Raw genomic sequence first — 25354 nt, 5'->3', positions numbered from 1 at the left:
TCAATGTAGCGAGGCTGGCGCAAACAGCCTGTCGGGGTGTGGATTCTGCTTCTGTAGGACGGGGACGACAGAGGCCGTTGACCGAGCCTCACGGCTTGCGGGAGGTGCCTGCCCGCGGCGGTTTGAAGCCCAGGCGCTTCATGGCGCTGGTCAGGCTGTTACGGGAGGCTTCGTAAGCGTGCCACGGCTGGTTGCCGGCGGTCAGCCGGGCGCCCAGCGTTTGCGCCGTCCAGTGGGCGCCGCCGGTGAGCGAGGCCAGCTCATCCCAGGCCACCGGCACCGACACCCCCATGCCGGGCCGGGCGCGCAGCGACCAGGCCGACACTGTGGTGGCGCCGAAGCCGTTGCGCAGGTAGTCCGCAAAAATCTTGCCGACGCGGTTCTTCGGGCCGCTCTTGGCCACAAAGCGCTGGGGAATCACGGCCGCCAGGTGCATCACCACCGCATGCGAAAAATCCTTTACGGTGTCGAAGTCGTACTGGCGCTTGAGCGGCACCACCACATGCAGGCCCTTGCCGCCACTGGTTTTCAGAAAGCTCGCCAGGCCCAGCTCGTCCAGAAAGGCGTGTACCAGTTGCGCGGCCTCCTGCACCTGCGGCCAGCCGACGCCTTCGCCCGGGTCCAGGTCAAAGGTCATGCGGTCGGGCTTGTGGATGGAGCGGGTGGTGGCGTTCCAGGTATGGAACTCGATCACATTGACCTGGGTGGCCGCCAGCAGGGCGGCGGCGGTGGGAACTTCCAGCAGCGGTGCGTGCCCCGGGTCGAGTTTCGGGTCCAGCAGCTTGATGCCCGGGATGGAAGTGGCCTCTGCGTGCTTCTGGAAGAACAGCTCACCGGCAATGCCCGAAGGCGCGCGTACCAGTGATGTGGGCCTGGCCTTGAGGTGTGGCAGCATGAGGGACGCCACGCTTGCGTAGTGTTCGACCACGTTTTGTTTGGTAAGGCCTGTGCTGGCATCGATCACGCGGTCGGCGTGTGTCACGCGCAGGGATTTCAGTGCCGCAGGGACGGGTTTGGCTGGTGCCTTGGTGGCTGGTTTCAGGGAGCCCTTCGCCGCAGGTTTTTCGTCGGAGGTTTTTTTGGCGGGAGGCATGGTGGCTCCTTTCTGGTTCGCAAGCACAGCAGGTTTTTCACGGAGGATGTGTGTGGCCGGTTTGTCGGTGCGCAGGCCCTGGAATACGGAGTGGCGGATATGCCCGCTGTGGGTCCATTCCCCAAAGGCCACCTCGGCCAGCAGGCGCGGCTTGACCCATTGGCCTTTGACGCCGGCGGGCAGCCTGGCAAACGGACTGCGGTCGGTATGAAGCTTTTCGAGCCGGGCTGTCAGGGTGCCCAGCGTCTTGTCATTGAAGCCGGTGCCGACATTGCCGGCGTACTGAAGCTTGCCTTCGTTATCGTGCACGCCCAGCATCAGCGCGCCCAGGCCGGTGCGTGAGCCTTTGGGCGCCGTGTAGCCGCCAATTACAAATTCCTGGCGCAACTGCGTCTTGAGCTTGATCCAGTTTGGCGAACGGCTTGACACGTAGGAAGAGTCCACACGCTTGCCGATCACGCCTTCCAGCCCTACGCGGCGGGCGGAGTCGAGCAGGTCTTGCGGCGCTGCTTCAAACGCATCGCTAAAGCGGATGCTGTCTTGCGGGTGGCGGGTGGCCAGTGTGCACAGGATTTCGCGGCGCTGGCTGAGCGGCAACTGGCGCAGATCCAATCCGTCGAAGAAGGGCAGGTCGAACACGTAGTAGACGATGCTGGCGGTGCTCGCGCGGTCAAAGGCGTTTTGCAGCGCGCCGAAGTCCGGCACGCCATGCTCGTTCATCACCACGATCTCGCCGTCTATCCAGCCTGAAGGCAGCTTCAGCGCGGCGACAGCCTTGGCCAGTTTGGGCAGCTTGCTGGTCCAGTCATTGCCGTTGCGGGTGAACAGGCGCACCGATGAGCCTTCTATGCGCGCCAGCATCCGGTAGCCGTCGTACTTGATTTCATAAACCCAGCCTTCGGGATCGGCGGGTGGGCGTGTGACCAAGGTGGCCAGTTGCGGCGCCAGTGTCTCGGGCAGTTTGGCCTTGGTGGCGCCTTCGGGGATGTCGTTGTTTTTTGTGGCAGCCGCCTTTGTCCGCGCTTTTTTGCCGGGTGCTGCCGGTGCATCACGGGGCAGGGGATTGCCCGAGAGCACGCTGTTGGGCAAGGCCTTGAGTACGTCGAACTCTTTTTCGGTGCGGGCATGTTCGTCCTGCTCCTTGATCAGCAACCATGGCTCATGGTCCTCACTGCCCCGGCCGTGCATACGCACCAGCGTCCAGCCGCCCTTGAGCTTTTCGCCGTGCAGTTCAAATTTGAGTTTGCCGCTTTTGAGGCCTTTCACCGGGTCGCCCAGCGGCGTCCACAAACCTCGGTCCCAAACAATCACATCGCCCGCGCCATACTGTTTGGCCGGGATGCTGCCTTCAAAACCCGCATAGGAAAGAGGGTGGTCTTCCACATGCACGCCCATGCGTTTGACGCCCGGATCCAGGCTGGGCCCTTTGGGAACGGCCCAGCTTTTGAGCGTGCCTTGCAGCTCAAGCCGGAAGTCGTAATGCAGGTTGCGCGCGTCGTGCTTTTGAATGACAAAGCTGAGGGCCTTGTCTGAGCGGGCGCCACCTCGTGCGGGCTCAGGCGTGCGCGTGAAGTCGCGCTTGGCCTGGTAGGTTTTCAGCAGGTCGCGGGCGCCCATGGTGTCGGCTTGCTGGGCCGGAACTTAAGCGGCGCGCCGTCTCGCCGGCGCATGCGAAGCTGACTTGGCGGCGGTTTTCTTGCGCGCCGGAGTTTTGGCGGATGCCTTGGTTTTGGCAGCAGCCTTGGCCTTGGGGGCTTCGCCGCCTTTGCGCAGGCTGCGTTGCAGCAACTCGGTCAGGTCGATGATCTTGGCGCCGGAGCGGCCTTCGGTCTCTTCGGCTCCCTCGGTTTCATCGGGCTGCACCACATTTTCCAGTTTGCCTGCCTTGGCCTTGCGCTTGACCAGCGCCATGATGTCGTCCTTGAAGGAGTCGGTGAACTGATCCGGCTTCCACTTGCCGGTCATGTCGTCCACCAGCTGTTTGGCCATGGCCAGTTCTTTGTCGGTCAGGCCGGCCACTTTGGCGCCCACGGGTGGCAGGTTGAGCTCCTTCAGCGAACGGATATCGGCGCCCCAGCGCAGCAGATTTAATATCAGTGCCGGCCCCGAAGGCACCAGCACGGCCAGATGCTGCTTGGTCTGGATGATGACGCGGGCGATGCCCACGCGCTGGGTTTTCAGCAGGGTGTCGCGCAGCAGGGCGTAGACCTTCTGGCCCTTGTTGATGGGCGCGATGTAGTAGGGACGCTCCAGGTAGACGAAGGGGATCTCGCTGTTGGGAACAAAGCTTTCGATCTCGATGGTCTGCGTGGTCTTGGGGTAGGCGGATTTGATCTCGTCTTCCGACAGCACCACGTATTGGCCGTCTTCGTATTCGACGCCCTTGACGACGTTTTCCTTGGTGATCTCTTTGCCGGTGCGCTTGTTGATGCGCTTGTAGCCCACCGGGTCCATGCTGCGCTTGTCCAGCCAGTCGAAGTCGATGCCGCTTTCGGATGTGGCCGAATGCAGCGCCACGGGGATGTGCACCAGGCCGAAGCTGATGGCGCCTTTCCATAAAACGCGTGATGCCATGGTGTGTCTTGCTTTCTTGCGGGTGTGGCTGTTACAGCAGTTTCGGGTTCAGACGCATGTGGAGGTGTCGGCCTGCGATGGGCTAGGGGCGTCGTCCGGAACCGACTGTTCGCATGGGGTTTGTCCTACGGGTCTGGCCAGGGTGGGCCACGCACAATCTGCTGCAACTTTTCAAGGAGCCGACCCATGCTTTCTCGCCGCAACGCCACCCGCGTATCCTTTGCCGCCATGGCTGTGGCCGCTGCCGCCGTCACGGGTTGCGGTGTGATGGAAAAACAGGAAAAGCAATCAAATCTGGTGGCCTTCACCACGCAGCTTCGGGGCGCCAATGAGGTGCCGGCCAATGCCAGCACCGGCAGCGGCTCGGTGGATGCGGTGCTCGACACCAGTACCAACCTGCTTCGCTGGAAGGTGAACTACACCCGCCTCACGGGCCCGGCAACGGCAGGGCACTTTCACGGCCCGGCCGCCATTGGCGCCAATGCCGGCGTGGCTTTAGGCTGGGCCAGCCCGATTCGCAGCCCCATGGACGGCAGCGCCACGCTCACGCCCGCCCAGGCCGCCGATTTGATGGCGGGCCGCTGGTACGCCAATATTCATACGGCGGCTTACCCTGCCGGTGAAGTGCGCGGCCAGATGACGGTGGTGCGCAACTAGGCGGGGGCCAATCGGGCCGCCGGCTCCGCTCCCGGGCTTGCCGGGGTTGCCTCATAAATGGTTGCGGGCGCAACCGGATTGATTTATAGTTGCGAGCGCAACCATTAATCAACCGGGACAAGCGCATCGTGACCACGCCTCTTTCTCCTGATTCCGCAGGCTGGCCCCGCCGGGTGCCGGTGCTGATTGCCGGCGGCGGCCCGGTCGGCATGACGCTGGCGGCGCTGCTGGCGCGCTGCGGCATCGCCAGCCTGGTGGTGGAGGCCGATGACGGCTATTGCGCCGGCAGCCGGGCGATCTGCATGTCGCGCCGCTCGCAGGAGATCTTTGGCTGGGTCGGCGCCGACAAAGCACTGGTGGAAAAAGGCCTTTCCTGGGTGGGCGGGCGCAGCTACTTTCGAGACCGGGAGGTGCTGCATTTCCAGATGCCCAGCGAACCGACGCAGCGCTTTGCGCCCATGGTCAATATCCAGCAGTTTTATGCCGAGGAGTTTGCGCACAAGGCGGCGCTGGCGCAGGGCGGCCTGGCCGACGTGCGCTGGTCCAGCAAGGTGAGGGCGGTGCGGCCCGAGGCCGGCGGCGCGCAGGTGGACATTGAGGCGCCTGACGGCGCGCACACCGTGCAGGCTGACTGGGTGGTTGCCTGCGACGGCGGCCGCAGCACGGTGCGGGAGCAACTGGGCCTGCAGCTTGAAGGCACGCAGTACGAGGGCCGCTATGTGATCGTCGACGTGGTGCAGAAGACCCGCCGCGCCGTGGAGCGCCTGGCCTGGTTCGACCCGCCGTCCAATCCGGGCTCCACCATCCTGATGCACCGCCAGCCTGACGACGTCTGGCGCATCGACTACCAGATTCGCGACGACGAGGACCCGGTAGAGGCCGTCAAACCCGGGAACGTGTTGCCGCGTGTGCAAAGCCACCTGTCGATGATTGGCGAGAACGAGCCTTGGGAGCCGCTGTGGATTTCGATCTACAACGCCAAGTGCCTCACCTTGCCCAGCTATCGCCATGGGCGCGCGCTGTTTGCCGGTGATGCCGCTCACCTGGTGCCGATTTTTGGCGTGCGCGGGCTCAACTCGGGCCTGGATGATGCGGCCAACCTGGCCTGGAAGCTGGCGCTGGTGCAACAGGGGCGGGCAGAGGAGGCCTTGCTCGACAGCTATTCCACCGAGCGCGTACAGGCCACGCGCGAAAACATCGTTTATGGGGCCAAGAGCACGGAGTTCATGGCGCCGCCCAACTACGGCTTCAAGCTGTTGCGCGAGGCCGCGCTGCGCCTGGCGACAGAAGACGCAGCCGTCAGTTCGCTGCTCAATCCGCGCCAGTCCACCCCCGTCGAATATGTGAGCTCGCCGCTCAACCTGCCGGCGCAAGAAAGTGCTTTTGAGAGCGGCGCACGTGCCGGCATGCCGGCGCCGGAGGCCTTGCTGCGCGCCGACTGCGGCGATGTGCACCTCACGTCCTGCTTTGGTGAAGGGTTTGTGGTGTTGTACTTCGCAGGGCAAACCGGATTGCCGCAAGACATCGCGGCGCTGGCAACGCCGGGCGAGGAGGGGCCCGCGGCGGTCAAGGTGATCTGCATTGCCGGCCAGGGCGAGCCGGCCGCCGGCGCTTGCGTCGATGCGCTGGGGCAAGCCCGCGAGCGCTACGGCGCCGTCGAGGGTTCGGCATTTGTGGTCCGGCCTGACGGCTATCTCTTGGGGCGCTGGAAGAACGCTGGAGCCGCAGATATCGACGCGGCCCTCAAGCCCTATCGCCAGGCGCTTGCCGCCGGCCAGGCACACCCATCTTGATGCTTCAGGAGAAACCCATGACCACTCCCACGACCGCACCCGGGGCCGGCCATCTTGACCAGACCTATACGGCGCTTGCCGAAGCGACGGCCCGCGTCGGCGAGGCCAGGGCGCCTTTGTTCCTGGCCACGCTGGCGCTCGCCTTGCTCAGCAGGCAGGCCGATGCCGGCCAGGCGCTGGCGCTGATCGCGCAGTCAGAGCGCCTGGCCGGCACCTGATTTTTCTTCATTCTTTTCAACAACACTTCGGAGACAACATGCAACGCCTTCCCGCTTTCTTGCGCCGCACACTGGGCCTTCTGGCTTTTGCCGCAGCTGCCGCTTCGGCGCAAACCTATCCCTCCAGGCCGATCGAGTGGGTCGTTCCCTATCCGGCAGGCGGCGGCTCGGACGTGGTTGCCCGCGCGCTGACCGAGACCATGGGCAAGGCCCTGGGCCAGCCCCTCGTGATCAATAACAAGCCGGGCGCCGCCACCAACATCGGCGCCGAGTACGTGGCCCATGCCAAAGCCGACGGCTACACCCTGTTGACCGGCGACACGGCCACACTGGCCGCCAACCCGGCGCTTTACAGCAAGCTGAGCTACAGCGCCGAAAAAGACCTGGCCCCCATCGGCCTGCTGGCGCGCTTCCCGATGATCCTGGTGGTGAACCCTGCCGTTCCGGCGAAGAACCTGCCTGAATTCATGGCCTGGGCCAAAACGCAGAAGGCCGGCGTCAGCTACGCCACGCCGGGCGCAGGCAGCCCGCACCACCTGGCGACCGAGCTGTTTCGCGGCAAGACGGGCCTGAGTCTGGTGCATGTGCCTTACCGCGGCGCCGCGCCGGCGGTGCAGGACGTGGCAGGCGGCCAGCTGCCTTTCATGTTTGTCGACACGGCCAGCGGCATGGCTTTTATCAACGCCGGCCGCCTGCGCGCCATCGGCATTGCCAGCCCGCAGCGTGTGAAAAACTTCGAAACCATCCCCACGCTGGACGAGCAGGGACTCAAAGGCTTTGAGGCCTATGCCTGGCAGGGCCTTGCCGCGCCCGCCGGAACCCCCGCCGACGTGGTCGCTAAACTGAACAAGGCGTTGGTGGAGGCGCTGAATTCCACGCCGGTGAAGGCGCGCTTTCAGGTGCTGGGCCTTGAGCCCACGCCCAGCACGCCGGCGCAGATGGCCAGCTATGCCAAAGCTGAACGCGAAAAATGGGCGCAGGTGATCAAGGGCAGCGGCATCAAGCTGGATTGATGCGCAGGGTAGGCAGGGTAGGCAGGGTAGGGACGGTGCTGTGGCGGTACTGAGGGAACAACAAACGGGTCCAAGGACCGGACGGAGGCAAGACGGACATGATCAAGCTCGACAGAACCCTGACCTACCGCCTGCACCTGCTGCACAAGCTGACCGACATTGAAAGCCAGCGCGCTTATGCGGCCGGTGCAGGAATGTCGATGAGCGATGGCCGTTGCCTTACCGCTGTAGGCACTTTTGCACCGCTGTCGGTGAATGACCTGGCGCAAAAGGCCAACCTCAACAAAGGGCAGGCCAGCCGCGCGGCCCAGTCGCTGGTCGACCAGGGCCTGGTTATCAAGGCCGCCAGCCCGACGGACGGGCGTGGCGTGGTGCTGACCATGACCCCCAAAGGCAAGAAGGCGTGGCAGCGCGCCATGGACGTGGTGGGCCAGCGCAACCAGGATATTTTTGGCGTGCTGAGTGCGGCCGAGCGCGAGCAGCTCAGCGACTTTTTCGACCGCCTGATCGAGCAGGCCAGGGCCGGTGGCGTCGAGGTTGACGACGCTGGTGAAGCCGGTGAAGCTGAAGAATGAGGGCATTGCGCCGCTGAATTGAACTGCACTGAATATTTGAGACCCGGGAGAAACTTCCATGACCACCCACACTTCCACCAATACCTTGCGTTACCAGTCCGGCTTCGGCAATGAATTTGCCAGCGAAGCCGTCGCCGGCGCCTTGCCCGAAGGCCGCAACAGCCCGCAGCGCGCGCCGCATGACCTCTACACCGAGCTGATCTCTGGCACCGCCTTTACCGCGCCGCGCGCCGAGAACCGCCGCACCTGGATGTACCGCCGCCAGCCTTCCGTGATGGCGGGCGGCTACAAGCTGTATGCGCAGCCGCACTGGACGACGGGCGCCGCAGGCGGCAGCCTCACGCCGCCTGATCCGCTGCGCTGGAATCCTTTTGCCATTCCTGCGGAGCCTCTGGATTTTGTGGACGGCATTCGCACCGTGGCGGCCAACGGTGACGCCGAGGCGCAGACCGGCATGGCTGCGCATATGTATGTCGCCAATCGTTCGATGCAGCGGCGCGCGCTGGTCAATGCCGACGGCGAGATGCTGTTGGTGCCGCAGCAGGGGCGGGTGGTGTTGACGACCGAGTTGGGCATTCTGGACGTGAAGCCCGGTGAAGTGGCTGTGGTGCCGCGCGGCATGGCTTTCAGCGTGGCCTTGCCGGACGGCGCATCGCGTGGTTATATCTGCGAAAACTATGGCGCGCACTTTCGCTTGCCTGAGCTGGGCCCCATAGGCTCCAACGGCCTGGCCAACGCGCGTGACTTTCTGGCTCCGACCGCCGCATTCGACAGCGCGCCGGCAGCCGAAGGCGGGTTTGAAATCGTCAAAAAATTTGGCGGCCGCCTGTGGTCTGCCGTGCAGCCGGCCAGTCCTTTCAACGTGGTCGCCTGGCACGGCAACCTGGCGCCCTACAAATACGACACCGCGCATTTCATGACGATAGGCTCCATCAGCTACGACCATCCGGACCCGTCGATCTTCACTGTGCTGACCTCGCCGTCTGACACGCCGGGCACGGCCAACTGTGATTTTGTGATCTTCCCGCCGCGCTGGCTGGTGGCTGAAAACACCTTCCGCCCGCCCTGGTACCACCGCAACCTCATGAGCGAATTCATGGGCCTGGTCTACGGCCAGTACGACGCCAAGCCCGAAGGCTTCAAGCCGGGCGGCGCGTCGTTGCATAACTGCATGGTGCCGCACGGGCCCGACACTGAAGCCTTCGAGAAAGCCAGCACGGCCCCGCTGGCGCCGCACAAGCTGGACAACACGCTGGCCTTTATGTTTGAGAGCCGCTACCGCTTTATTCCCACGGCTTATGCGCTGGAGGGCGGGGCGCTGGATGCCGGCTACAGCGCTTGCTGGGCCGGGCTCAAAGATCAATTCAAAGGTTAAGTGCCATGAATGCATTGCTCAACGCCACCCATGACCCGCAACTGCGTAGCTGGGTTGCATCTGCTAACGAGGCTGGCACCGACTTTCCGATCCAGAACCTGCCCTTTGGCACCTACAGCCAGGGGCCGCAGGGTGCGCGCAAGATCGGCGTGGCCATTGGCGACAAGGTGCTGGATCTGCGCGCGGCCGCGCTGGTCGATACCGGTGACATGAACGAGTTGATGGCGCAAAGCCCGGCGAAACTGAGCGCGCTGAGGGCGTCGATTTCGCAAGGCCTGGCAGAGGGCAGTACAAAGCAGGCCGAGTGGGCAGGCTTTTTGACAAGCCAGAGTGAGGTCACCCTGCACCTGCCTTGCCGCATCGGCGACTACACCGATTTCTACACCGGCATCCACCACGCCACCACCGTCGGCAAGCTCTTTCGCCCCGATGCGCCGCTGCTGCCCAATTACAAGTGGGTGCCTATCGGCTACCACGGCCGGGCATCGTCGATAGGCGTGAGCGGCCAGACTTTTCACCGTCCGCTGGGCCAGACCAAAGGGCCTAACGAAGAAGTGCCGGTATTGCGGCCCACGCACCGCCTCGACTACGAGCTTGAGCTGGGCGTGCTGGTGGGGCAGGGCAACGCGTTGGGCGAGCCCATCGCCATCGGCCAGGCCGAATCACATGCTTTTGGCATGGTGCTGCTCAACGACTGGTCGGCGCGCGACGTGCAGGCCTGGGAATACCAGCCGCTTGGCCCCTTTCTGGCCAAGAACTTTGCCAGCACGATTTCGCCATGGATCGTCACCCTGGAAGCGCTGGCGCCGTTCCGGGCGCCGTTTGCGCATCCTGAAGGTGACCCCCAGCCTTTGCCTTACCTCGATTCACCGGCCAACCGCCAGCAAGGCGGCATTGGTGTGGCGCTGGAGGTCTGGCTGCATACGCAGGCCATGCGGGATGCGGGTCTGGGCCCCGAGCGCCTGTCGCAATCGAATTTTCTGGATGCCTACTGGACGGTCGCACAAATGCTGACGCACCACACCGTCAACGGCTGCAACCTGCAGCCCGGCGATTTGCTGGGCTCGGGCACGCTGTCTGGCCCGCAAGCGGAGCAGGCCGGTTCTTTGCTGGAGCTGAGCCTGGGAGGCAAGAACGCGCTGAAGCTGGCCAACGGCGAGACGCGCACCTTCCTGGAAGACGGCGACGCGGTCATCCTGCGCGCCTCATGCGAGCGCAGCGGCTTCAGGCGCATCGGCTTTGGCGAGTGCAGGGGCCAGGTGCTGCCTGCGCGCGCCACGCAGTGACGGGCGCCAGATGGCTTTGCTATTGATTTGGTAGCTGCCTGCGCTAGTGAACAAAGGGCTACAGGTTGATTTGACCGGTAAAGCCATTGGTTTGCGGAACGCTTGCGCCATTTTGGCTCGATTCACTCAGCCGAATGGCGGGCGCGTGCATGGCTCAGGCTATAATCAAGGGCTTTTCAAAACACAGCTTCGCCCGAGCGCAGACAAAGCAAACACCCTCACAAAAGCAGCCAACTAAGGCAGCCAGCAAGAGTCTCTTCGAGACGTTTCTTGTGCACGCTTGGGCGAACCGTAACCAACCCGGAGAACCCAGTGCTTTTGTCTCTACAGGGAAAATCAGGAAGAACCCCTCACGCCATCCTGGCGCTCGCAGACGGCACGGTCTTTATCGGCAATTCCATTGGAGCCGCGGGCTCCACAGTCGGCGAAGTGGTGTTCAACACCGCCATGACCGGCTACCAGGAAATCCTCACGGATCCGAGCTACTGCCAGCAGATCGTCACCCTCACGTACCCGCATATCGGCAACTACGGCATCAATGCCGAAGACGTCGAAGCTGAAAAAGTCCACGCCGCCGGCCTGATCATCAAGGACCTGCCGCTGCTGGCCTCGAACTTCCGCATGACCATGACCTTGACCGAATACCTGGTCAAGGAAAATACGGTAGCCATCGCCGGCATCGACACCCGCCAGCTGACACGCCACCTGCGCACCAAAGGCGCACAAAACGGCTGCATCCTGGCTTTGCCTGCGGGCGAAGAAGTGAGTCAGCCCGCGATCGAAAAAGCCGTCGCGGCCGCCCGCAGCGCGCCCAGCATGGCCGGGCTGGACCTGGCCAAGGTCGTCTCGGTCAAACAAACCTACGAGTGGACGCAGACCGAGTGGAAACTGGGCGCCGGCTATGGCGTGCAGATCACGCCGAAATTCCACGTCGTGGCCTTTGACTTCGGCGTGAAGAAAAACATCCTGCGCATGATGGCCGAGCGCGGCGCGCGCATCACCGTAGTGCCGGCGCAGACGCCTGCAGCCGACGTGCTCAAGCTCAAACCCGATGGCATCTTCCTGGCCAACGGCCCCGGCGACCCGGAGCCATGCGACTACGCCATTGCGGCAGTGCGCGAACTCATTGAAACCGGCATCCCGACTTTCGGCATCTGCCTGGGTCACCAGATCATGGCCCTGGCCAGCGGCGCGAAGACCTTCAAGATGAAGTTCGGCCACCACGGCGCCAACCACCCGGTCAAAGACCTCGACAACGGCCGCGTCAGCATCACCAGCCAGAACCACGGTTTTGCGGTCGATGAGAAAAGCCTGCCCGCCAACCTGCGGCCCACGCACATCAGCCTGTTCGACGGCACGCTGCAGGGCCTGGCCCGCACCGACAAGCCGGCGTTCTGCTTCCAGGGGCACCCTGAGGCATCGCCGGGTCCGCACGATATTTCCTATCTGTTTGACCGTTTCACAGCCCTCATGGAACAGCATGGAGGGAAAAAATAATGCCAAAACGTACAGACATCAAAAGCGTCCTCATCATCGGCGCCGGCCCCATCATCATCGGCCAGGCCTGCGAGTTTGACTATTCCGGCGTGCAGGCCTGCAAGGCGTTGCGCGAAGAGGGCTACAAAGTCATCCTGATCAACAGCAACCCCGCCACGATCATGACCGACCCGGCCACCGCCGACGTCACCTATATCGAGCCCATCACCTGGCAGACGGTTGAAAAAATCATCGCCAAGGAACGCCCCGACGCCATCCTGCCGACCATGGGCGGGCAAACCGCGCTCAACTGCGCGCTGGATCTCTGGCACAACGGTGTGCTCGACAAATACAAGGTCGAGCTGATCGGCGCCAAGCCTGAAGCCATCGACAAGGCCGAAGACCGCCTGAAGTTCAAGGACGCGATGACCAAGATCGGTTTGGGCTCGGCCCGCTCCGGCATCGCGCACAGCATGGACGAGGCCTGGGCGGTGCAAAAGACTGTCGGCTTCCCAACCGTGATCCGTCCCAGCTTCACGCTGGGTGGCACCGGCGGCGGTATTGCCTACAACTCCGAAGAGTTTGAAGTCATCTGCAAGCGCGGCCTCGAAGCCTCGCCGACCAACGAACTGCTGATTGAAGAATCTCTGCTCGGCTGGAAAGAGTACGAGATGGAAGTGGTGCGCGACACCGCCGACAACTGCATCATCGTTTGCTCGATTGAGAATCTGGACCCCATGGGTGTGCACACCGGTGACTCCATCACCGTCGCGCCGGCCCAGACGCTGACCGACAAGGAATACCAGATCCTGCGCAATGCCTCGCTGGCCGTGCTGCGCGAAATCGGCGTGGACACCGGCGGCTCGAACGTGCAGTTCTCCATCAACCCGGTCGATGGCCGCATGGTGGTGATCGAGATGAATCCGCGTGTCTCGCGTTCATCGGCGCTGGCTTCCAAGGCCACGGGCTTCCCGATTGCCAAGGTTGCTGCCAAGCTGGCGGTCGGCTACACGCTGGACGAGTTGCGCAACGAAATCACGGGCGGCGCGACCCCCGCGAGCTTTGAGCCCAGCATCGATTACGTCGTTACCAAGATTCCGCGCTTTGCGTTCGAGAAGTTTCCGGCGGCCGATTCGCGCCTGACCACCCAGATGAAGTCGGTGGGTGAAGTGATGGCCATGGGCCGTACTTTCCAGGAGTCCTTCCAGAAAGCCCTGCGCGGCCTGGAAGTCGGCGTGGACGGCATGAACGAGAAGACGCAAGACCGCGAAGTGCTCGAGAAAGAACTCGGCGCTCCTGGTCCTGACCGCATCTGGTACGTGGGCGATGCCTTCGCCCAGGGCATGAGCGTCGATGAAGTGTTTGCGCTGACCAAGATCGACCCCTGGTTCCTGGTGCAGATCGAGCAGATCGTGAAGATTGAGCTCGAACTGGAAACCACGTCGCTCGACAAGATCGACGCTGTCACGCTGCGCGCGCTAAAGCAAAAGGGCTTCTCCGACCGCCGCCTGGCCAAGCAGCTCAAGACCACCGACACGGCCATCCGCGAAAAGCGCCGTGCGCTGGGCGTGCGCCCGGTCTACAAGCGTGTGGACACCTGCGCCGCCGAGTTTGCGACCAACACCGCCTATATGTATTCGACCTACGAGGCCGAAGGCAGCGAGTGCGAAGCAGCGCCGACCGACAAGAAAAAGATCATGGTGCTGGGCGGCGGGCCCAACCGGATCGGGCAGGGCATCGAGTTTGACTACTGCTGCGTGCATGCGGCGCTGGCCATGCGCGAAGACGGCTATGAGACCATCATGGTCAACTGCAACCCGGAAACCGTCTCGACCGACTACGACACGTCGGATCGCCTTTACTTTGAGCCGTTGACGCTCGAAGACGTGCTCGAAATCGTCGACAAGGAAAAGCCACTGGGCGTGATCGTCCAGTATGGCGGCCAGACGCCCCTGAAACTGGCGCTGGACCTTGAAGCCAACGGCGTGCCCATCATCGGCACTTCGCCCGACATGATCGACGCTGCGGAAGACCGTGAGCGCTTCCAGAAGCTCTTGCACGAGCTGAAGCTGCGCCAGCCGCCCAACGCCACTGCGCGTACCGAACCTGAAGCGCTTGAAAAAGCCGCAGCGCTGGGTTACCCCCTGGTTGTGCGCCCCAGCTATGTGCTGGGTGGCCGCGCGATGGAAATCGTGCACGAGCAGCGCGACCTTGAGCGTTACATGCGTGAAGCCGTCAAGGTCAGCCATGATTCGCCCGTGCTGCTGGACCGCTTCCTGAACGACGCGATCGAGTGCGACGTCGACTGCCTGCGCGACCCGGAAGGCCGCACATTCATCGGCGGCGTGATGGAGCACATCGAGCAGGCCGGCGTGCACAGCGGCGACTCGGCATGTTCGCTGCCACCGTATTCGCTGAGCGCGGAAACCGTGACCGAGATCAAACGCCAGACGGCTGCCATGGCTGAAGCGTTGACGGTGGTCGGCTTGATGAACGTGCAGTTTGCCATCCAGAACATAGACGGCAAGGACGTGATCTACGTGCTGGAGGTCAATCCACGTGCCTCGCGTACCGTGCCTTTTGTCAGCAAGGCCACCGGCATTCAGCTGGCCAAAGTGGCGGCACGCTGCATGGTCGGCCAGTCGCTGGCTTCGCAGGGTATCAAGGATGAAGTCACGCCGCCTTACTTCAGCGTCAAGGAAGCGGTGTTCCCCTTCGTGAAGTTCCCCGGCGTGGATACGATTCTCGGCCCCGAGATGAAGTCCACCGGCGAGGTGATGGGCGTTGGCAAGACCTTCGGCGAGGCTTTTGTGAAGTCGCAGCTGGGCGCGGGCACCAAGTTGCCGACCTCGGGCAAAGTCTTCCTCACCGTTAAAAACAACGACAAGCCGCGTGCCGTGGAAGTCGCGCGCAAGCTGGCGGCCTTGAAGTTTGAAATTGTGGCCACCAAGGGCACGGCGGCCGCCATTCAAGCGGCGGGCATTACCTGCGCCGTGGTGAACAAGGTGACTGAGGGCCGCCCTCACGTGGTGGACATGATCAAGAACGATGAAATCGCGCTGGTCATCAACACCGTGGAAGAGCGGCGCAATGCCATCACCGATTCGCGGCAAATCCGTACCTCGGCGCTGCTGGCCCGCGTGACGACTTACACCACCATCGCCGGCGCCGAAGCCGCGGTGGAAGGCATGAAGTATCTCGACAACCTGAATGTTTATTCAGTACAGGAACTGCATGCCCAACTGGCTTGATAGTCGGGGATAGTCGGGTTTTGCCGGGGGTTTTCCGGGCTATTTCCAGATTGGGCCAAGCCTGATTTGCATTAAACTTGTTTGACTGAAATTTTGAGTTCAAGCGCCGCCGCCAGGTGACTGGTGGCGGTTTCGCTTTTGCAGGAGCAAAAAAAACATGGCAACCATCCCCATTACCAAGCGCGGCGCAGAAAGCCTGAAGGCCGAGCTGCACCAGCTGAAAACCGTTGACCGCCCCTGGGTCATCAATTCGATTTCTGAAGCACGCGCCCAGGGTGACCTGAGCGAAAACGCTGAGTACGACGCCGCCAAAGACCGCCAGGGTTTTATTGAAGGCCGTATCCAGGAAATCGAAGGCAAGCTCTCTGCCGCACAGATCATCGACCCCGCCGAGCTGGACGCCGGCGGCAAAGTGGTTTTCGGCTCGACCATCGAACTGGAAGATGAAGACACCGGCGACAAGGTCACCTACCAGATCGTGGGTGAAGACGAAGCCGACATCAAGCTGGGCCGGGTCAACATCAGTTCCCCCATTGCGCGCGCCTTGATCGGCAAGGACGAAGGCGATACCGCTGAAGTCCAGGCGCCGGGTGGCATCAAGCGCTACGAAATCATTTCGGTGATGTACATCTAAGCCGGGTTATGAAGCTGCGCCTGAATGTTTTGCTCGCTGCCTTGTGGTGGGGAAGCCTGACCGGGCTCGGATTCGTCGTGGTTCCCATGCTGTTTGCCAATCTGGGGGCGCCCGCTGTGGCCGGCGCCATGGCGGCCAAGCTTTTCACCGCGCAGACCTGGGTCAGCGCGGGCTGCGCCATGCTCTTGCTGGTGGTGCTCAATAAAAAAGATGATGCGGCTCTTGCCCAGCAAGCACAGGCAGCCATGAAATTCATCGTGGCCGGCTTGTTGCTGGCCTTGCTGGTGGAGTTTGGCATTGCGCCACGCATCGTCAGCGCGCGTGCCGAGGGCGGCAACCTCAAGCTCTGGCACGGACTGGGTACGGCGCTGTACATCCTGCAGTGGCTGTCTGCCGGCGTGGCGCTCTGGCGCCTGGCACGGACGGAACCAGCATCGCATGCCGTACAGCCCGCCGCAGATTAAGCGGCGATTCAGCCGCGTTCGGCGGCTTCCAGTGTGTTCACCAGCAGCATGGTGATGGTCATGGGGCCGACACCACCCGGCACCGGCGTGATGTAGCCCGCCACTTCTTTCACGCCGTCAAAATCCACGTCGCCGCAGAGTTTGCCTTCGTCATTGCGGTTCATGCCCACATCGATCACGACCGCGCCCGGCTTGACCATGTCGGCCGTCAGCACGTTTCGTTTGCCGACCGCAGCGACGATCACATCGGCCTGCAGCGTCATGGCCTTGAGGTCTTTCGTGGCGCTGTGGCAGATGGTGACGGTGGCGCTCTTTTGCAGCAGCATCAAGGCCATCGGTTTGCCGACGATGTTGCTGCGGCCAATGACTACCGCGTGTTTGCCCTTGAGGTCGTAGCCGATGCTCTCCAGCATCTTCATGCAGCCGTAGGGCGTGCAGGGCCAGAAGCCCGGCTGGCCGACCATGAGCGCGCCGGCGCTGGCGACGTGAAATCCGTCGACGTCCTTGGCGGGCGAGATCGATTCGATGACCTTTTGCGCATCGATATGCGCCGACAGCGGGAGCTGCACCAGAATGCCGTGGATGGCCGGATCGTTGTTGAGCGCCTCCACCCGCGCAAGCAGGTCGGCTTCGCTCAAGGTGGCGGGGTATTGCTCCAGCACCGAGTGCAGGCCGTTGTCCTGGCAGGCCTTGACCTTGTTGCGCACATAGACCTGGCTGGCCGGGTTTTCACCCACAAGTACAACCGCCAGGCCCGGCGTGATGCCGCGCGCGCGCAGGGCGGCGGCGCGCTGGGCGACATCGGCTCGCAGTTGTTTGGAGAGGGCGTTTCCGTCGATCAGCTGGGCAGTCATTTTTTAATCGGTTTTAGAAGTAAAAACGCCCGCTTGTTAAATCAACACGGGCGCTACGAGCTATCAAAAAGATAGCGAAAGGGGGTTCAGACCTTTGGTGCGTTAGACCCCAAAGCAATCTTCAGCAGATCAGCCACGGTGTTGGCGTTGAGCTTTTCCATGATGTTGGCGCGGTGCGCCTCCACCGTCTTGATGCTGATGCCCAGGTCGTCGGCGATCTGCTTGTTGAGGCGGCCCGCCACGATGCGCTCAAGCACCTGGGCTTCGCGCGAGGTGAGCTTGGCGAGCAGGGCGTCCCGGCTGGCGGACTGCTGGTAGTCGCTGAAGGCTTCCTTGGCCTGTTCCAGCATGCGTTCGACCAGGTTGACCAGGGCTTCTTCCTGGAAGGGCTTCTGGATGAAATCCATCGCGCCTTTTTTCATGGTGTTGACCGCCATGGGCACGTCGCCGTGGCCGGTGATAAACACGATGGGAAGAGGCGACTTGCGCTCGACCAGGCGGTCCTGCAGCTCCAGGCCCGTCATGCCGCCCATGCGGATGTCGACGATCAGGCAGGCGACTTCGCGCGGGTCGTAGCGGGAGAGAAAGGTTTCGGCCGAGTCGTAGCAGCGGACGCGGTAGTCCTTGCCTTCGAGCAGCCACTGCAAGGAGTCGCGCACGCCCTCGTCATCATCAACGACGTAGACGGTACCTTTTTTGGGAATCAAGCTCATGCCAAACTTTCTTTCGTGAACTTCTCGAAAAGACGGTTCCTGAAGGGTCTTCAATGAACGCCGGTGTCCTTGGTTGCTATGGTATCGCTAGCAGGCGCCGTTGGCGCCAGCAGGGGCGTCACGGGAATCCAGAAGGTAAACCGGCACCCTACCACTTCGTCCCCATTGTAGAGGTTCTCGGCCTCCATTCGTCCCTGGTGGGACTCGACAATACTGCGGCACAGTTTCAGGCCAATACCCATACCCTCGGCCTTGGTGGAGTAGAAGGCCTCATAGAGCCGGCCCATCACTTCGGGTGAGAGGCCGCGCCCGGAATCAAGCACCGAAAACTCCACCACGGCCTGGTCTTCGATGTATTTGGGCACGACCCGCAGTTCCACGCTGCGCCGTGCCGTGGGCATGTGGGCCTGCTCGATGGATTCGGCCGCGTTCTTCATCAGGTTGATCAGCACCTGCTCGATCAGGATAGGGTCCACCATGATCTCGGGGAGGCGGGCTGCGATGTAGTGGCTCAGGCGCACATGGTGGCGGCGCAGCTCGATGTCGGCCAGCTCCATGGCGTTGCTCACCATGGTGGCCACATCGGCCGCCGTGCGGTTGGGTTCGCTGCGTTTTACAAATGAGCGTATGCGCTGGATGATCTGCCCGGCGCGGTGCGCCTGCTTGGCGGTCTTGTCCAGGGCGATCAGCAGGTCTTCATTGCTGATCTGCTTGCCCTTGATGCGCGACACCATGCCGTTGCAATAGTTGTTGATGGCTGTGAGCGGCTGGTTCAGCTCATGCGCCACGCTGGAGGCCATCTCGCCCATGGTGATCAGGCGGCTGGCGGTCTGGGCGCGTTCGTTTTGCTGGGCGGCCTGCTCTTCGGCATGGCGGCGCGGCGTGATGTCGGTGGCAATTACCATCTGGGCCAGGCGGCCGTCCACCCAGGTCAGGTAGCGCGAGCGCACTTCAAGCCACTTGCTCAGGTCAGGCACAAAGATCTCGGCGTTTTCCGTTTGCGCGGCAGTCAGCGTGTCGGTGGGCAGGCCGGCCAGGCCGTCGACTGCGTCCAGCGTGTCGTCGGTAGGCACGGCGCTGGGTACGCCCGCCTGTGCGATCAGGTTCAGGTGGCCTGACACCTCACCGCCAAACCAGGAGCGGTACAGCTTGTTGGCAAACAGCAATTCCTCACTGCCCAGCGGCGCGACGGACACCGCGGCATCCAGGCCTTCAAGCACGGTTGTAAAGCGCTCGTAGGAAGCGGTCAGCTCTTCGCGCACACGCTTGGGCTCGGTGATGTCCGTCATGGAGGTCATCCAGCCGGTCTGCTGGCCGCGCGGATCGATCAGCGGCGAGACATACATGCGGGCGTCAAAGATCTGGCCGTTCTTGCGTTTGACCCGGACCTCGAAGCCGCCGGGCGGCGTGCGGCCGTGCAGCTCGTCGTCCAGCCGCTGCATCAGGGTGTCGATTTCGCCTTCAGGCCAGTGCGGGAAGGGTGGCGTGCGGCCTACCAGGTCGCCTTCGGTCAGGCCGGTCATCTGGCAAAAGGCAGGGTTGACGTAGGTGATGCGGCCCTGCAGGTCGAGCGCGCGCATGCCGGTGAGCATGGAGTTTTCCATGGCGCGGCGGAAGTTGGTTTCGGAGATCAGCGCCTGCTGGGCCTGAACGCGGCGCCGGGTATGGCGCCAGGTGCCCAGCAGCATCCACACCGTCAAGGCGCTCAATGCACTGACCAGCCAGAAGAAGCCGCTGCCCACAACACCCAGCGAGGCGCGGTAGCCTTCGGCGCGTATCAGCAGGCCGTTGCCGACCGGTGAAACCGGTATCTCGTACTCGGCAGCGCCGTCAGACCAGGGCAGCAGGCGGGCTGCGGGGTTGCGGGGCGGCGGCACATTGCCGGCCAGCACCGCATTTTTATCGTCGACCAGCGTCACGGCGTATTTGGCGGTGACCTCGGTCGGCACGCCAAAGCGCAGCAGCCCGTCGATGGAGTATTCGCCCATGATGACGCCGGCAAATTTGCCCTGGTCGTCGAGCGGAACCTGCAGTTGCAGGGTCGGCGTGTTGTAGCCGCCGGCCTCCTTGGCTGTCAGCGGACGCGAATAGACGGGTTGCCGTAAATCCCGCGCCAGTTCATAGGTTCCGTCGGTTTCGCCTACCTTGAGTTGCTCGCCGACGCCGCGCAGCTGGCTGGCATTGGCGCTGGGCGACACATAGGCCACCTTGATGCGCCGCTTGCTGTCCACCCAGGTAACGGCCATCAGTTCGGGGTATTGGTTCACCAGCGACTCGGCTTGGGTGATGAATTCTTCGGTATCGACTTCCCTGTTGGAGACGTCGCGGCCTATGCGCATAAGCTGCTCTTGCCGCTCCAGCAGGCGCAGGCGCAGGCGCTGCTGTGCGTATTCCACGTCGCGTTTGACGGCCTGCTGCTCGCGGTCGATTTCTTCAATACGCAGATAACCGAATGCCGCAATCACGGCGGCCAGAAAGAGTGCGACCGCCAGCAGCGGCCCCAGGGTAATGAAGCGGTCCTGGCGCGATGGCGACTGCCTGCGCCACCAGCGGCGCCACAAAGCGATAGTGGCGGGGTTTGCGGCGTCGGCGGGGGCGGGAACTTGCTGGGTCATGGGATGGTGCAGTTTAAGTGAGATGCCTTCGCAGAGCTGCGTTGACCCTCGCCTTTTAAGGAGAAACCTGGCGCTTGCGCGACCTTGGGGATCTCCTGTTTTGCGATTCAGATTGCTTTCGGCTTGGTTCACAAGCCGTTTCGTTTGTGTTTATAAATTTCTTAATATGAAACCAATAAGCACGATTTGAAATCTGTGGAATATTGTGAGAAACTAGAGACTTGAATCTAAATTGCGTTTACAACACGTTTAGACCAAATCCGACACAGGTGCTGCGCGCAGCCCCGACAAGAGGCTGTGTTGCAGGTTAACAAGCTTTATCAGGCTACCCAGGAGACAAAAAATGGCTGCCAACCCCACCCAAGCCGGCGACAACTTGCGCGCCGCCGCCAACGACGCGCTGGACAAAGACAGCCAGGAAACCCGTGAATGGATGGACGCGCTGTCCGCCGTCATCGAAAGCGAAGGCCCTGAGCGCGCCCACTTCCTGCTTGAGCAACTCCTGGAACACGCCCGCCAGAAGAGCATCGACATGCCTTTCTCGGCCAACACGGGCTACGTCAACACCATTGAAGCCGACCACGAAGAACGCTCCCCCGGCAACCTTGAGATCGAAGAACGCCTGCGCGCCTACATGCGCTGGAACGCCATGGCCATGGTGGTCAAGGCCAACCGTCTGCACCCCGCTGATGGCGGCGACCTGGGTGGTCACATCGGCTCCTTCGCTTCGCTGGCCAGCCTGTTCGGCGCCGGCTTTAACCATTTCTGGCACGCCGAGAGCGAAAACCACGGCGGCGACTGCCTCTACATCCAGGGCCATGTGTCGCCCGGCGTGTATGCCCGCGCCTACCTTGAAGGCCGCCTGACCGAAGAGCAACTGCTCAACTTCCGCCAGGAAGTCGACGGCAAGGGTCTGTCCAGCTACCCGCATCCCAAGCTGATGCCCGAGTTCTGGCAGTTCCCCACCGTCTCCATGGGCCTGGGCCCATTGATGGCGATCTACCAGGCCCGCTTCCTCAAATACCTGCACGCCCGCGGCATTGCCAACACCGAAAACCGCAAGGTCTGGGTCTTCTGCGGCGACGGCGAGATGGACGAAGTCGAATCCATGGGCGCCATCGGCCTGGCCGCACGTGAAAAGCTCGACAACCTCGTCTTCGTCATCAACTGCAACCTGCAGCGCCTCGATGGCCCGGTGCGCGGCAACGGCAAGATCATCCAGGAGCTCGAAGGTGAGTTCCGCGGCGCCGGCTGGAACGTCATCAAACTCATCTGGGGCAGCAACTGGGACCCACTGCTGGCCCGCGACAAAGACGGCGCGCTCAAGAAGGTCATGATGGACACGCTGGACGGCGACTACCAGGCCATGAAGGCCAACGACGGCGCCTACGTTCGCAAGCATTTCTTCGGCCAGGACCCACGCACGCTCGAGATGGTCGCCAAGATGAGCGACGACGACATCTGGAACCTGCGCCGCGGCGGTCACGATTCGCAAAAGGTCTATGCGGCCTTCCATGCGGCCGTCAAACATGAAGGCCAACCCACCGTCCTGCTGATCAAGACCGTCAAGGGCTTTGGCATGGGCAAGATCGGTGAAGGCAAGAACAACGTCCACCAGACCAAAAAGCTGGCCGACGAAGACATCAAGGCCTTCCGCGACCGCTTCAACATCCCCATCCCCGACAGCCAGCTCGCCGACATCCCGTTTTACAAGCCGGCCGACGACACGCCCGAGATGCGCTACCTGCACGAGCGCCGCAAGGCGCTGGGTGGCTACCTGCCGCACCGCCGCGTCAAGGCCGACGAGCAGTTCACCGTGCCGGCGCTGGAGACCTTCAAGTCGGTGATCGAGCCCACGGCCGAAGGCCGCGAAATCTCGACCACACAGGCCTATGTGCGCTTCCTCACGCAGCTGCTGCGCGACCAGGCCCTGGGCCCGCGCGTTGTGCCTATCCTGGTCGACGAAGCCCGCACCTTCGGCATGGAAGGCCTGTTCCGCCAGATCGGTATTTACAACCCTGACGGCCAGAAGTACACGCCGGTCGACAAAGACCAGGTCATGTACTACAAGGAAGACAAACAGGGCCAGATCCTGCAGGAAGGCATCAACGAAGCCGGCGGCATGAGCAGCTGGATCGCGGCCGCCACCTCGTACAGCACCAACAACCGGATCATGATCCCGTTCTACGTGTACTACTCGATGTTCGGCTTCCAGCGTGTCGGCGACCTGGCCTGGGCGGCCGGCGACATGCAGGCGCGCGGCTTCCTGCTGGGCGGCACTTCGGGCCGCACCACGCTGAACGGCGAAGGACTGCAGCACGAAGACGGCCACAGCCACATCCTGGCCGGCACCATCCCCAACTGCATCAGCTACGACCCGACCTTTGCGCATGAAGTCGGCGTCATCCTGCACCATGGCCTGAAGCGCATGGTCGAAAAGCAGGACAACGTGTACTTCTACCTCACGCTGCTGAACGAAAACTACGCCATGCCCGGTCTCAAGCCCGGCACCGAAGAGCAGATCATCAAGGGCATGTACCTCTGCAAAGAGGGCGCCAAGCTCACGCCGCGCGTGCAGCTCCTGGGCTCCGGCACCATCCTGCGCGAATCCATTGCCGCACAGGAGCTGCTCGAGAAAGAGTGGGGCGTTGCCGCCAATGTGTGGAGCTGCCCAAGCTTCAATGAACTGGCCCGCGACGGCCAGAACGCCGAACGCTGGAGCCTGTTGCACCCCACCGAAAAAGCCCAGGTGCCGTTTGTGGCCGAGCAGCTTGAAAAGCACACCGGCCCCGTCATCGCATCGACCGACTACATGAAGGCCTACGCTGAGCAGATCCGGCCTTATATGCCCAAGGGACGCACCTACAAGGTGCTGGGCACCGACGGTTTCGGCCGCAGCGACTTCCGCAGCAAGCTGCGCGAGCACTTCGAGGTCAACCGCCACTACATCGTCGTGGCGGCGCTCAAGGCGCTCAGCGAAGAGGGCACGGTGCCGGTCGCCAAGGTGACCGAAGCCATCAAGAAGTACGGCATCAATGTCGACAAGATCAACCCGCTTTACGCTTGAGTTAAAACCCTGACGTAGACGCCCAGACGCCTGAAGCAACCGGAGACAAGAATATGGCAGTGGTAGACATTCAAGTTCCTGATATCGGGGATTTCGACGAAGTGACGGTGATTGAATTGCTGGTCAAAGCCGGCGACACCGTGAAAGCAGAGCAATCGCTCATCACCGTGGAGTCCGACAAGGCCTCCATGGAAATCCCCTCCAGCCACGCAGGTGTGGTCAAGGAACTGAGGGTCAAGCTCGACGACAAGGTCAAACAGGGTTCAGTGGTTTTGACGCTGGAAGTGGCCGGCGCTGAAGCCGCACCTTCAGCCGAAAAACCGGCCGCCGCGCCCGCAGCCCCTGCGGCCAGCGCACCGGCGCCCGCCGCAGCACCCGCAGCTTCCGGCCCGGTGGAAGTCCGCGTCCCCGACATCGGCGACTTCAAGGACGTGTCCGTCATTGAAGTGCTGGTCAAGCCCGGCGACACCATCAAGGCCGAGCAATCCCTGATCACGGTGGAGTCCGACAAGGCCTCGATGGAAATCCCGTCGTCCGCCGCGGGTGTGCTCAAAGAGCTCAAGGTCAAGATGGGCGACGTCGTCAATATCGGCGACCTTGTGGCTATCCTGGAAGGCTCTGTGGCGAGCGCACCGGCCGCTGCGGCACCAGCGCCCGCTGCTGCCCCGGCCGCGCCGGCCGCAGCCGCTGCGCCTGCACCGGCTGCCGCATCGGCCCCCGCGAGCCAGCCAGCCCATGACCCCACCGTCGCGCCCCAAGGCAACCTGCCGCATGCCTCACCCTCGGTGCGCAAGTTCGCGCGCGAGCTCGGCGTGCCGCTGGCAGAAGTCAAAGGCAGCGGCCCCAAAGGCCGCATCACGCAAGACGACATCCAGGCCTTCACCAAGTCGGTGATGGACGGCAGCGTCCGCACCCAGGCGCAGGCCGCGAAGGCGCCCGCATCGTCGGGCGGCGGCGCAGGGCTTGACCTGCTGCCGTGGCCCAAGGTCGACTTCACCAAGTTCGGCCCGGTCGAGCGCAAGGACATGTCGCGCATCAAGAAGATCAGCGGCGCCAACCTGCTGCGCAACTACGTGATGATCCCGCACGTCACCAACCATGACGACGCCGACATCACCGAGCTGGAGGCCTTCCGCGTTTCGACCAACAAGGAAAACGAAAAGGCCGGCCTCAAAGTCACCATGCTGGCTTTCCTGATCAAGGCCAGCGTTGCGGCGCTGAAGAAATTCCCCGAGTTCAATGCCTCGCTGGACGGCGACCAAATTGTCTACAAGCAGTACTACCACATCGGTTTTGCGGCTGATACGCCCAACGGCCTGGTCGTTCCCGTGCTGAAGGACGCCGACAAGAAGGGTGTTCTGCAGATCAGCCAGGAAATGGGCGAGCTGGCCAAGAAGGCCCGCGACGGCAAGCTCACCCCTGCCGAAATGCAGGGCGCCAGTTTCACCATTTCGTCGCTGGGCGGCATTGGCGGGCGTTACTTCACACCCATCATCAATGCGCCTGAAGTCGCCATCCTTGGCGTGTCCAAGAGCCAGATGGAGCCGGTCTGGGACGGCAAGGCCTTCCAGCCGCGCCTGATGCTGCCGATGTCGCTGGCCTGGGATCACCGCGTGATCGACGGCGCCGGCGCCGCGCGCTTCAACGCCTACCTGGGGCAAATCCTCGCCGACTTCCGCCGAGTCTTGTTGTAAAG

At 62.7% G+C, this 25354-nt stretch carries 18 protein-coding genes; 13 read left to right on the top strand and 5 right to left on the bottom strand.

Annotation, left to right across the window (positions count from 1 at the left end; translation table 11 throughout):
• Nucleotides 1-88: 88 nt before the first annotated feature.
• A complete protein-coding gene (gene ligD / locus BM408_RS00230) occupies nt 89-2710 on the bottom strand; it encodes a DNA ligase D (RefSeq protein ID WP_092125764.1) in 2622 nt (873 codons plus the stop codon).
• Between the two features lie 24 nt (nt 2711-2734).
• The gene (locus tag BM408_RS00225; protein WP_092125762.1) at nt 2735-3667 is read right to left on the bottom strand and encodes a non-homologous end joining protein Ku; all 933 of its coding nucleotides are present in this window, start codon (nt 3665-3667) and stop codon (nt 2735-2737) included.
• Between the two features lie 186 nt (nt 3668-3853).
• Here BM408_RS00225 and BM408_RS00220 point away from each other — a divergent pair, with 186 nt between their 5' ends.
• The 11 genes from BM408_RS00220 to BM408_RS00170 all read left to right on the top strand — a co-directional run bounded on the left by BM408_RS00220 (nt 3854) and on the right by BM408_RS00170 (nt 16409).
• Nucleotides 3854-4324, top strand: coding sequence for a CHRD domain-containing protein (locus tag BM408_RS00220; protein WP_092125760.1), 471 nt, complete (start codon nt 3854-3856; stop codon nt 4322-4324).
• A 128-nt stretch (nt 4325-4452) separates the two neighbouring features.
• The gene (locus BM408_RS00215; protein WP_175541635.1) at nt 4453-6117 is read left to right on the top strand and encodes an FAD-dependent oxidoreductase; all 1665 of its coding nucleotides are present in this window, start codon (nt 4453-4455) and stop codon (nt 6115-6117) included.
• A gap of 17 nt (nt 6118-6134) precedes the next feature.
• Nucleotides 6135-6335: a hypothetical protein gene (locus BM408_RS00210; protein WP_092125758.1), complete on the top strand. Its 201-nt coding sequence runs from the start codon at nt 6135-6137 to the stop codon at nt 6333-6335.
• A 38-nt stretch (nt 6336-6373) separates the two neighbouring features.
• On the top strand, nt 6374-7348 hold the full coding sequence (locus BM408_RS00205) for a Bug family tripartite tricarboxylate transporter substrate binding protein (protein WP_092125756.1): 975 nt from the start codon (nt 6374-6376) through the stop codon (nt 7346-7348).
• A 98-nt stretch (nt 7349-7446) separates the two neighbouring features.
• The gene (locus BM408_RS00200) at nt 7447-7923 is read left to right on the top strand and encodes a MarR family winged helix-turn-helix transcriptional regulator (protein ID WP_092125754.1); all 477 of its coding nucleotides are present in this window, start codon (nt 7447-7449) and stop codon (nt 7921-7923) included.
• A 58-nt stretch (nt 7924-7981) separates the two neighbouring features.
• Nucleotides 7982-9298 (top strand): homogentisate 1,2-dioxygenase, encoded by a 1317-nt coding sequence (gene hmgA, locus BM408_RS00195; RefSeq protein WP_092125752.1) that lies wholly within the window; start codon nt 7982-7984, stop codon nt 9296-9298.
• Nucleotides 9299-9303: 5 nt separating this feature from the next.
• The gene (fahA, locus tag BM408_RS00190; protein WP_092125750.1) at nt 9304-10584 is read left to right on the top strand and encodes a fumarylacetoacetase; all 1281 of its coding nucleotides are present in this window, start codon (nt 9304-9306) and stop codon (nt 10582-10584) included.
• 312 nt (nt 10585-10896) lie between these two features.
• Nucleotides 10897-12081, top strand: coding sequence for a glutamine-hydrolyzing carbamoyl-phosphate synthase small subunit (gene carA, locus BM408_RS00185; RefSeq protein WP_092125748.1), 1185 nt, complete (start codon nt 10897-10899; stop codon nt 12079-12081).
• Nucleotides 12081-15311, top strand: a complete 3231-nt coding sequence (carB, locus tag BM408_RS00180) for a carbamoyl-phosphate synthase large subunit (RefSeq protein ID WP_092125746.1) — start codon at nt 12081-12083, stop codon at nt 15309-15311. Before carA ends, carB begins: the two co-directional genes overlap by 1 nt.
• Nucleotides 15312-15468: 157 nt before the next feature.
• Nucleotides 15469-15945, top strand: a complete 477-nt coding sequence (gene greA, locus BM408_RS00175) for a transcription elongation factor GreA (protein ID WP_092125744.1) — start codon at nt 15469-15471, stop codon at nt 15943-15945.
• Between the two features lie 8 nt (nt 15946-15953).
• Nucleotides 15954-16409: a DUF4149 domain-containing protein gene (locus BM408_RS00170; protein WP_092125742.1), complete on the top strand. Its 456-nt coding sequence runs from the start codon at nt 15954-15956 to the stop codon at nt 16407-16409.
• A gap of 8 nt (nt 16410-16417) precedes the next feature.
• Here the strand turns inward: BM408_RS00170 and folD are convergent, their stop codons facing one another.
• From folD to BM408_RS00155, 3 genes are all read right to left on the bottom strand, one after another.
• Complete coding sequence (gene folD / locus BM408_RS00165; RefSeq protein ID WP_092125740.1) at nt 16418-17263, bottom strand: bifunctional methylenetetrahydrofolate dehydrogenase/methenyltetrahydrofolate cyclohydrolase FolD; 846 nt, start codon at nt 17261-17263, stop codon at nt 16418-16420.
• 86 nt (nt 17264-17349) lie between these two features.
• On the bottom strand, nt 17350-17976 hold the full coding sequence (locus BM408_RS00160; protein ID WP_092125738.1) for a response regulator transcription factor: 627 nt from the start codon (nt 17974-17976) through the stop codon (nt 17350-17352).
• 50 nt (nt 17977-18026) lie between these two features.
• A complete protein-coding gene (locus tag BM408_RS00155) occupies nt 18027-20591 on the bottom strand; it encodes a PAS domain-containing sensor histidine kinase (RefSeq protein ID WP_092125736.1) in 2565 nt (854 codons plus the stop codon).
• Between the two features lie 343 nt (nt 20592-20934).
• Here BM408_RS00155 and aceE point away from each other — a divergent pair, with 343 nt between their 5' ends.
• Entirely contained in the window at nt 20935-23658 is a 2724-nt protein-coding gene (aceE, locus tag BM408_RS00150) for a pyruvate dehydrogenase (acetyl-transferring), homodimeric type (protein ID WP_092125733.1), read from the top strand.
• A gap of 53 nt (nt 23659-23711) precedes the next feature.
• The gene (aceF, locus tag BM408_RS00145; protein WP_092125731.1) at nt 23712-25352 is read left to right on the top strand and encodes a dihydrolipoyllysine-residue acetyltransferase; all 1641 of its coding nucleotides are present in this window, start codon (nt 23712-23714) and stop codon (nt 25350-25352) included.
• The last annotated feature ends 2 nt before the right edge of the window (nt 25353-25354 follow it).

It is taken from the genome of Polaromonas sp. YR568, assembly GCF_900116715.1.
Classification (GTDB): Bacteria; Pseudomonadota; Gammaproteobacteria; order Burkholderiales; family Burkholderiaceae_C; genus Polaromonas.
The sequence above is the reverse complement of the archived record's forward strand: the minus strand, read 5'-3'. Positions and strand labels throughout refer to the sequence as shown.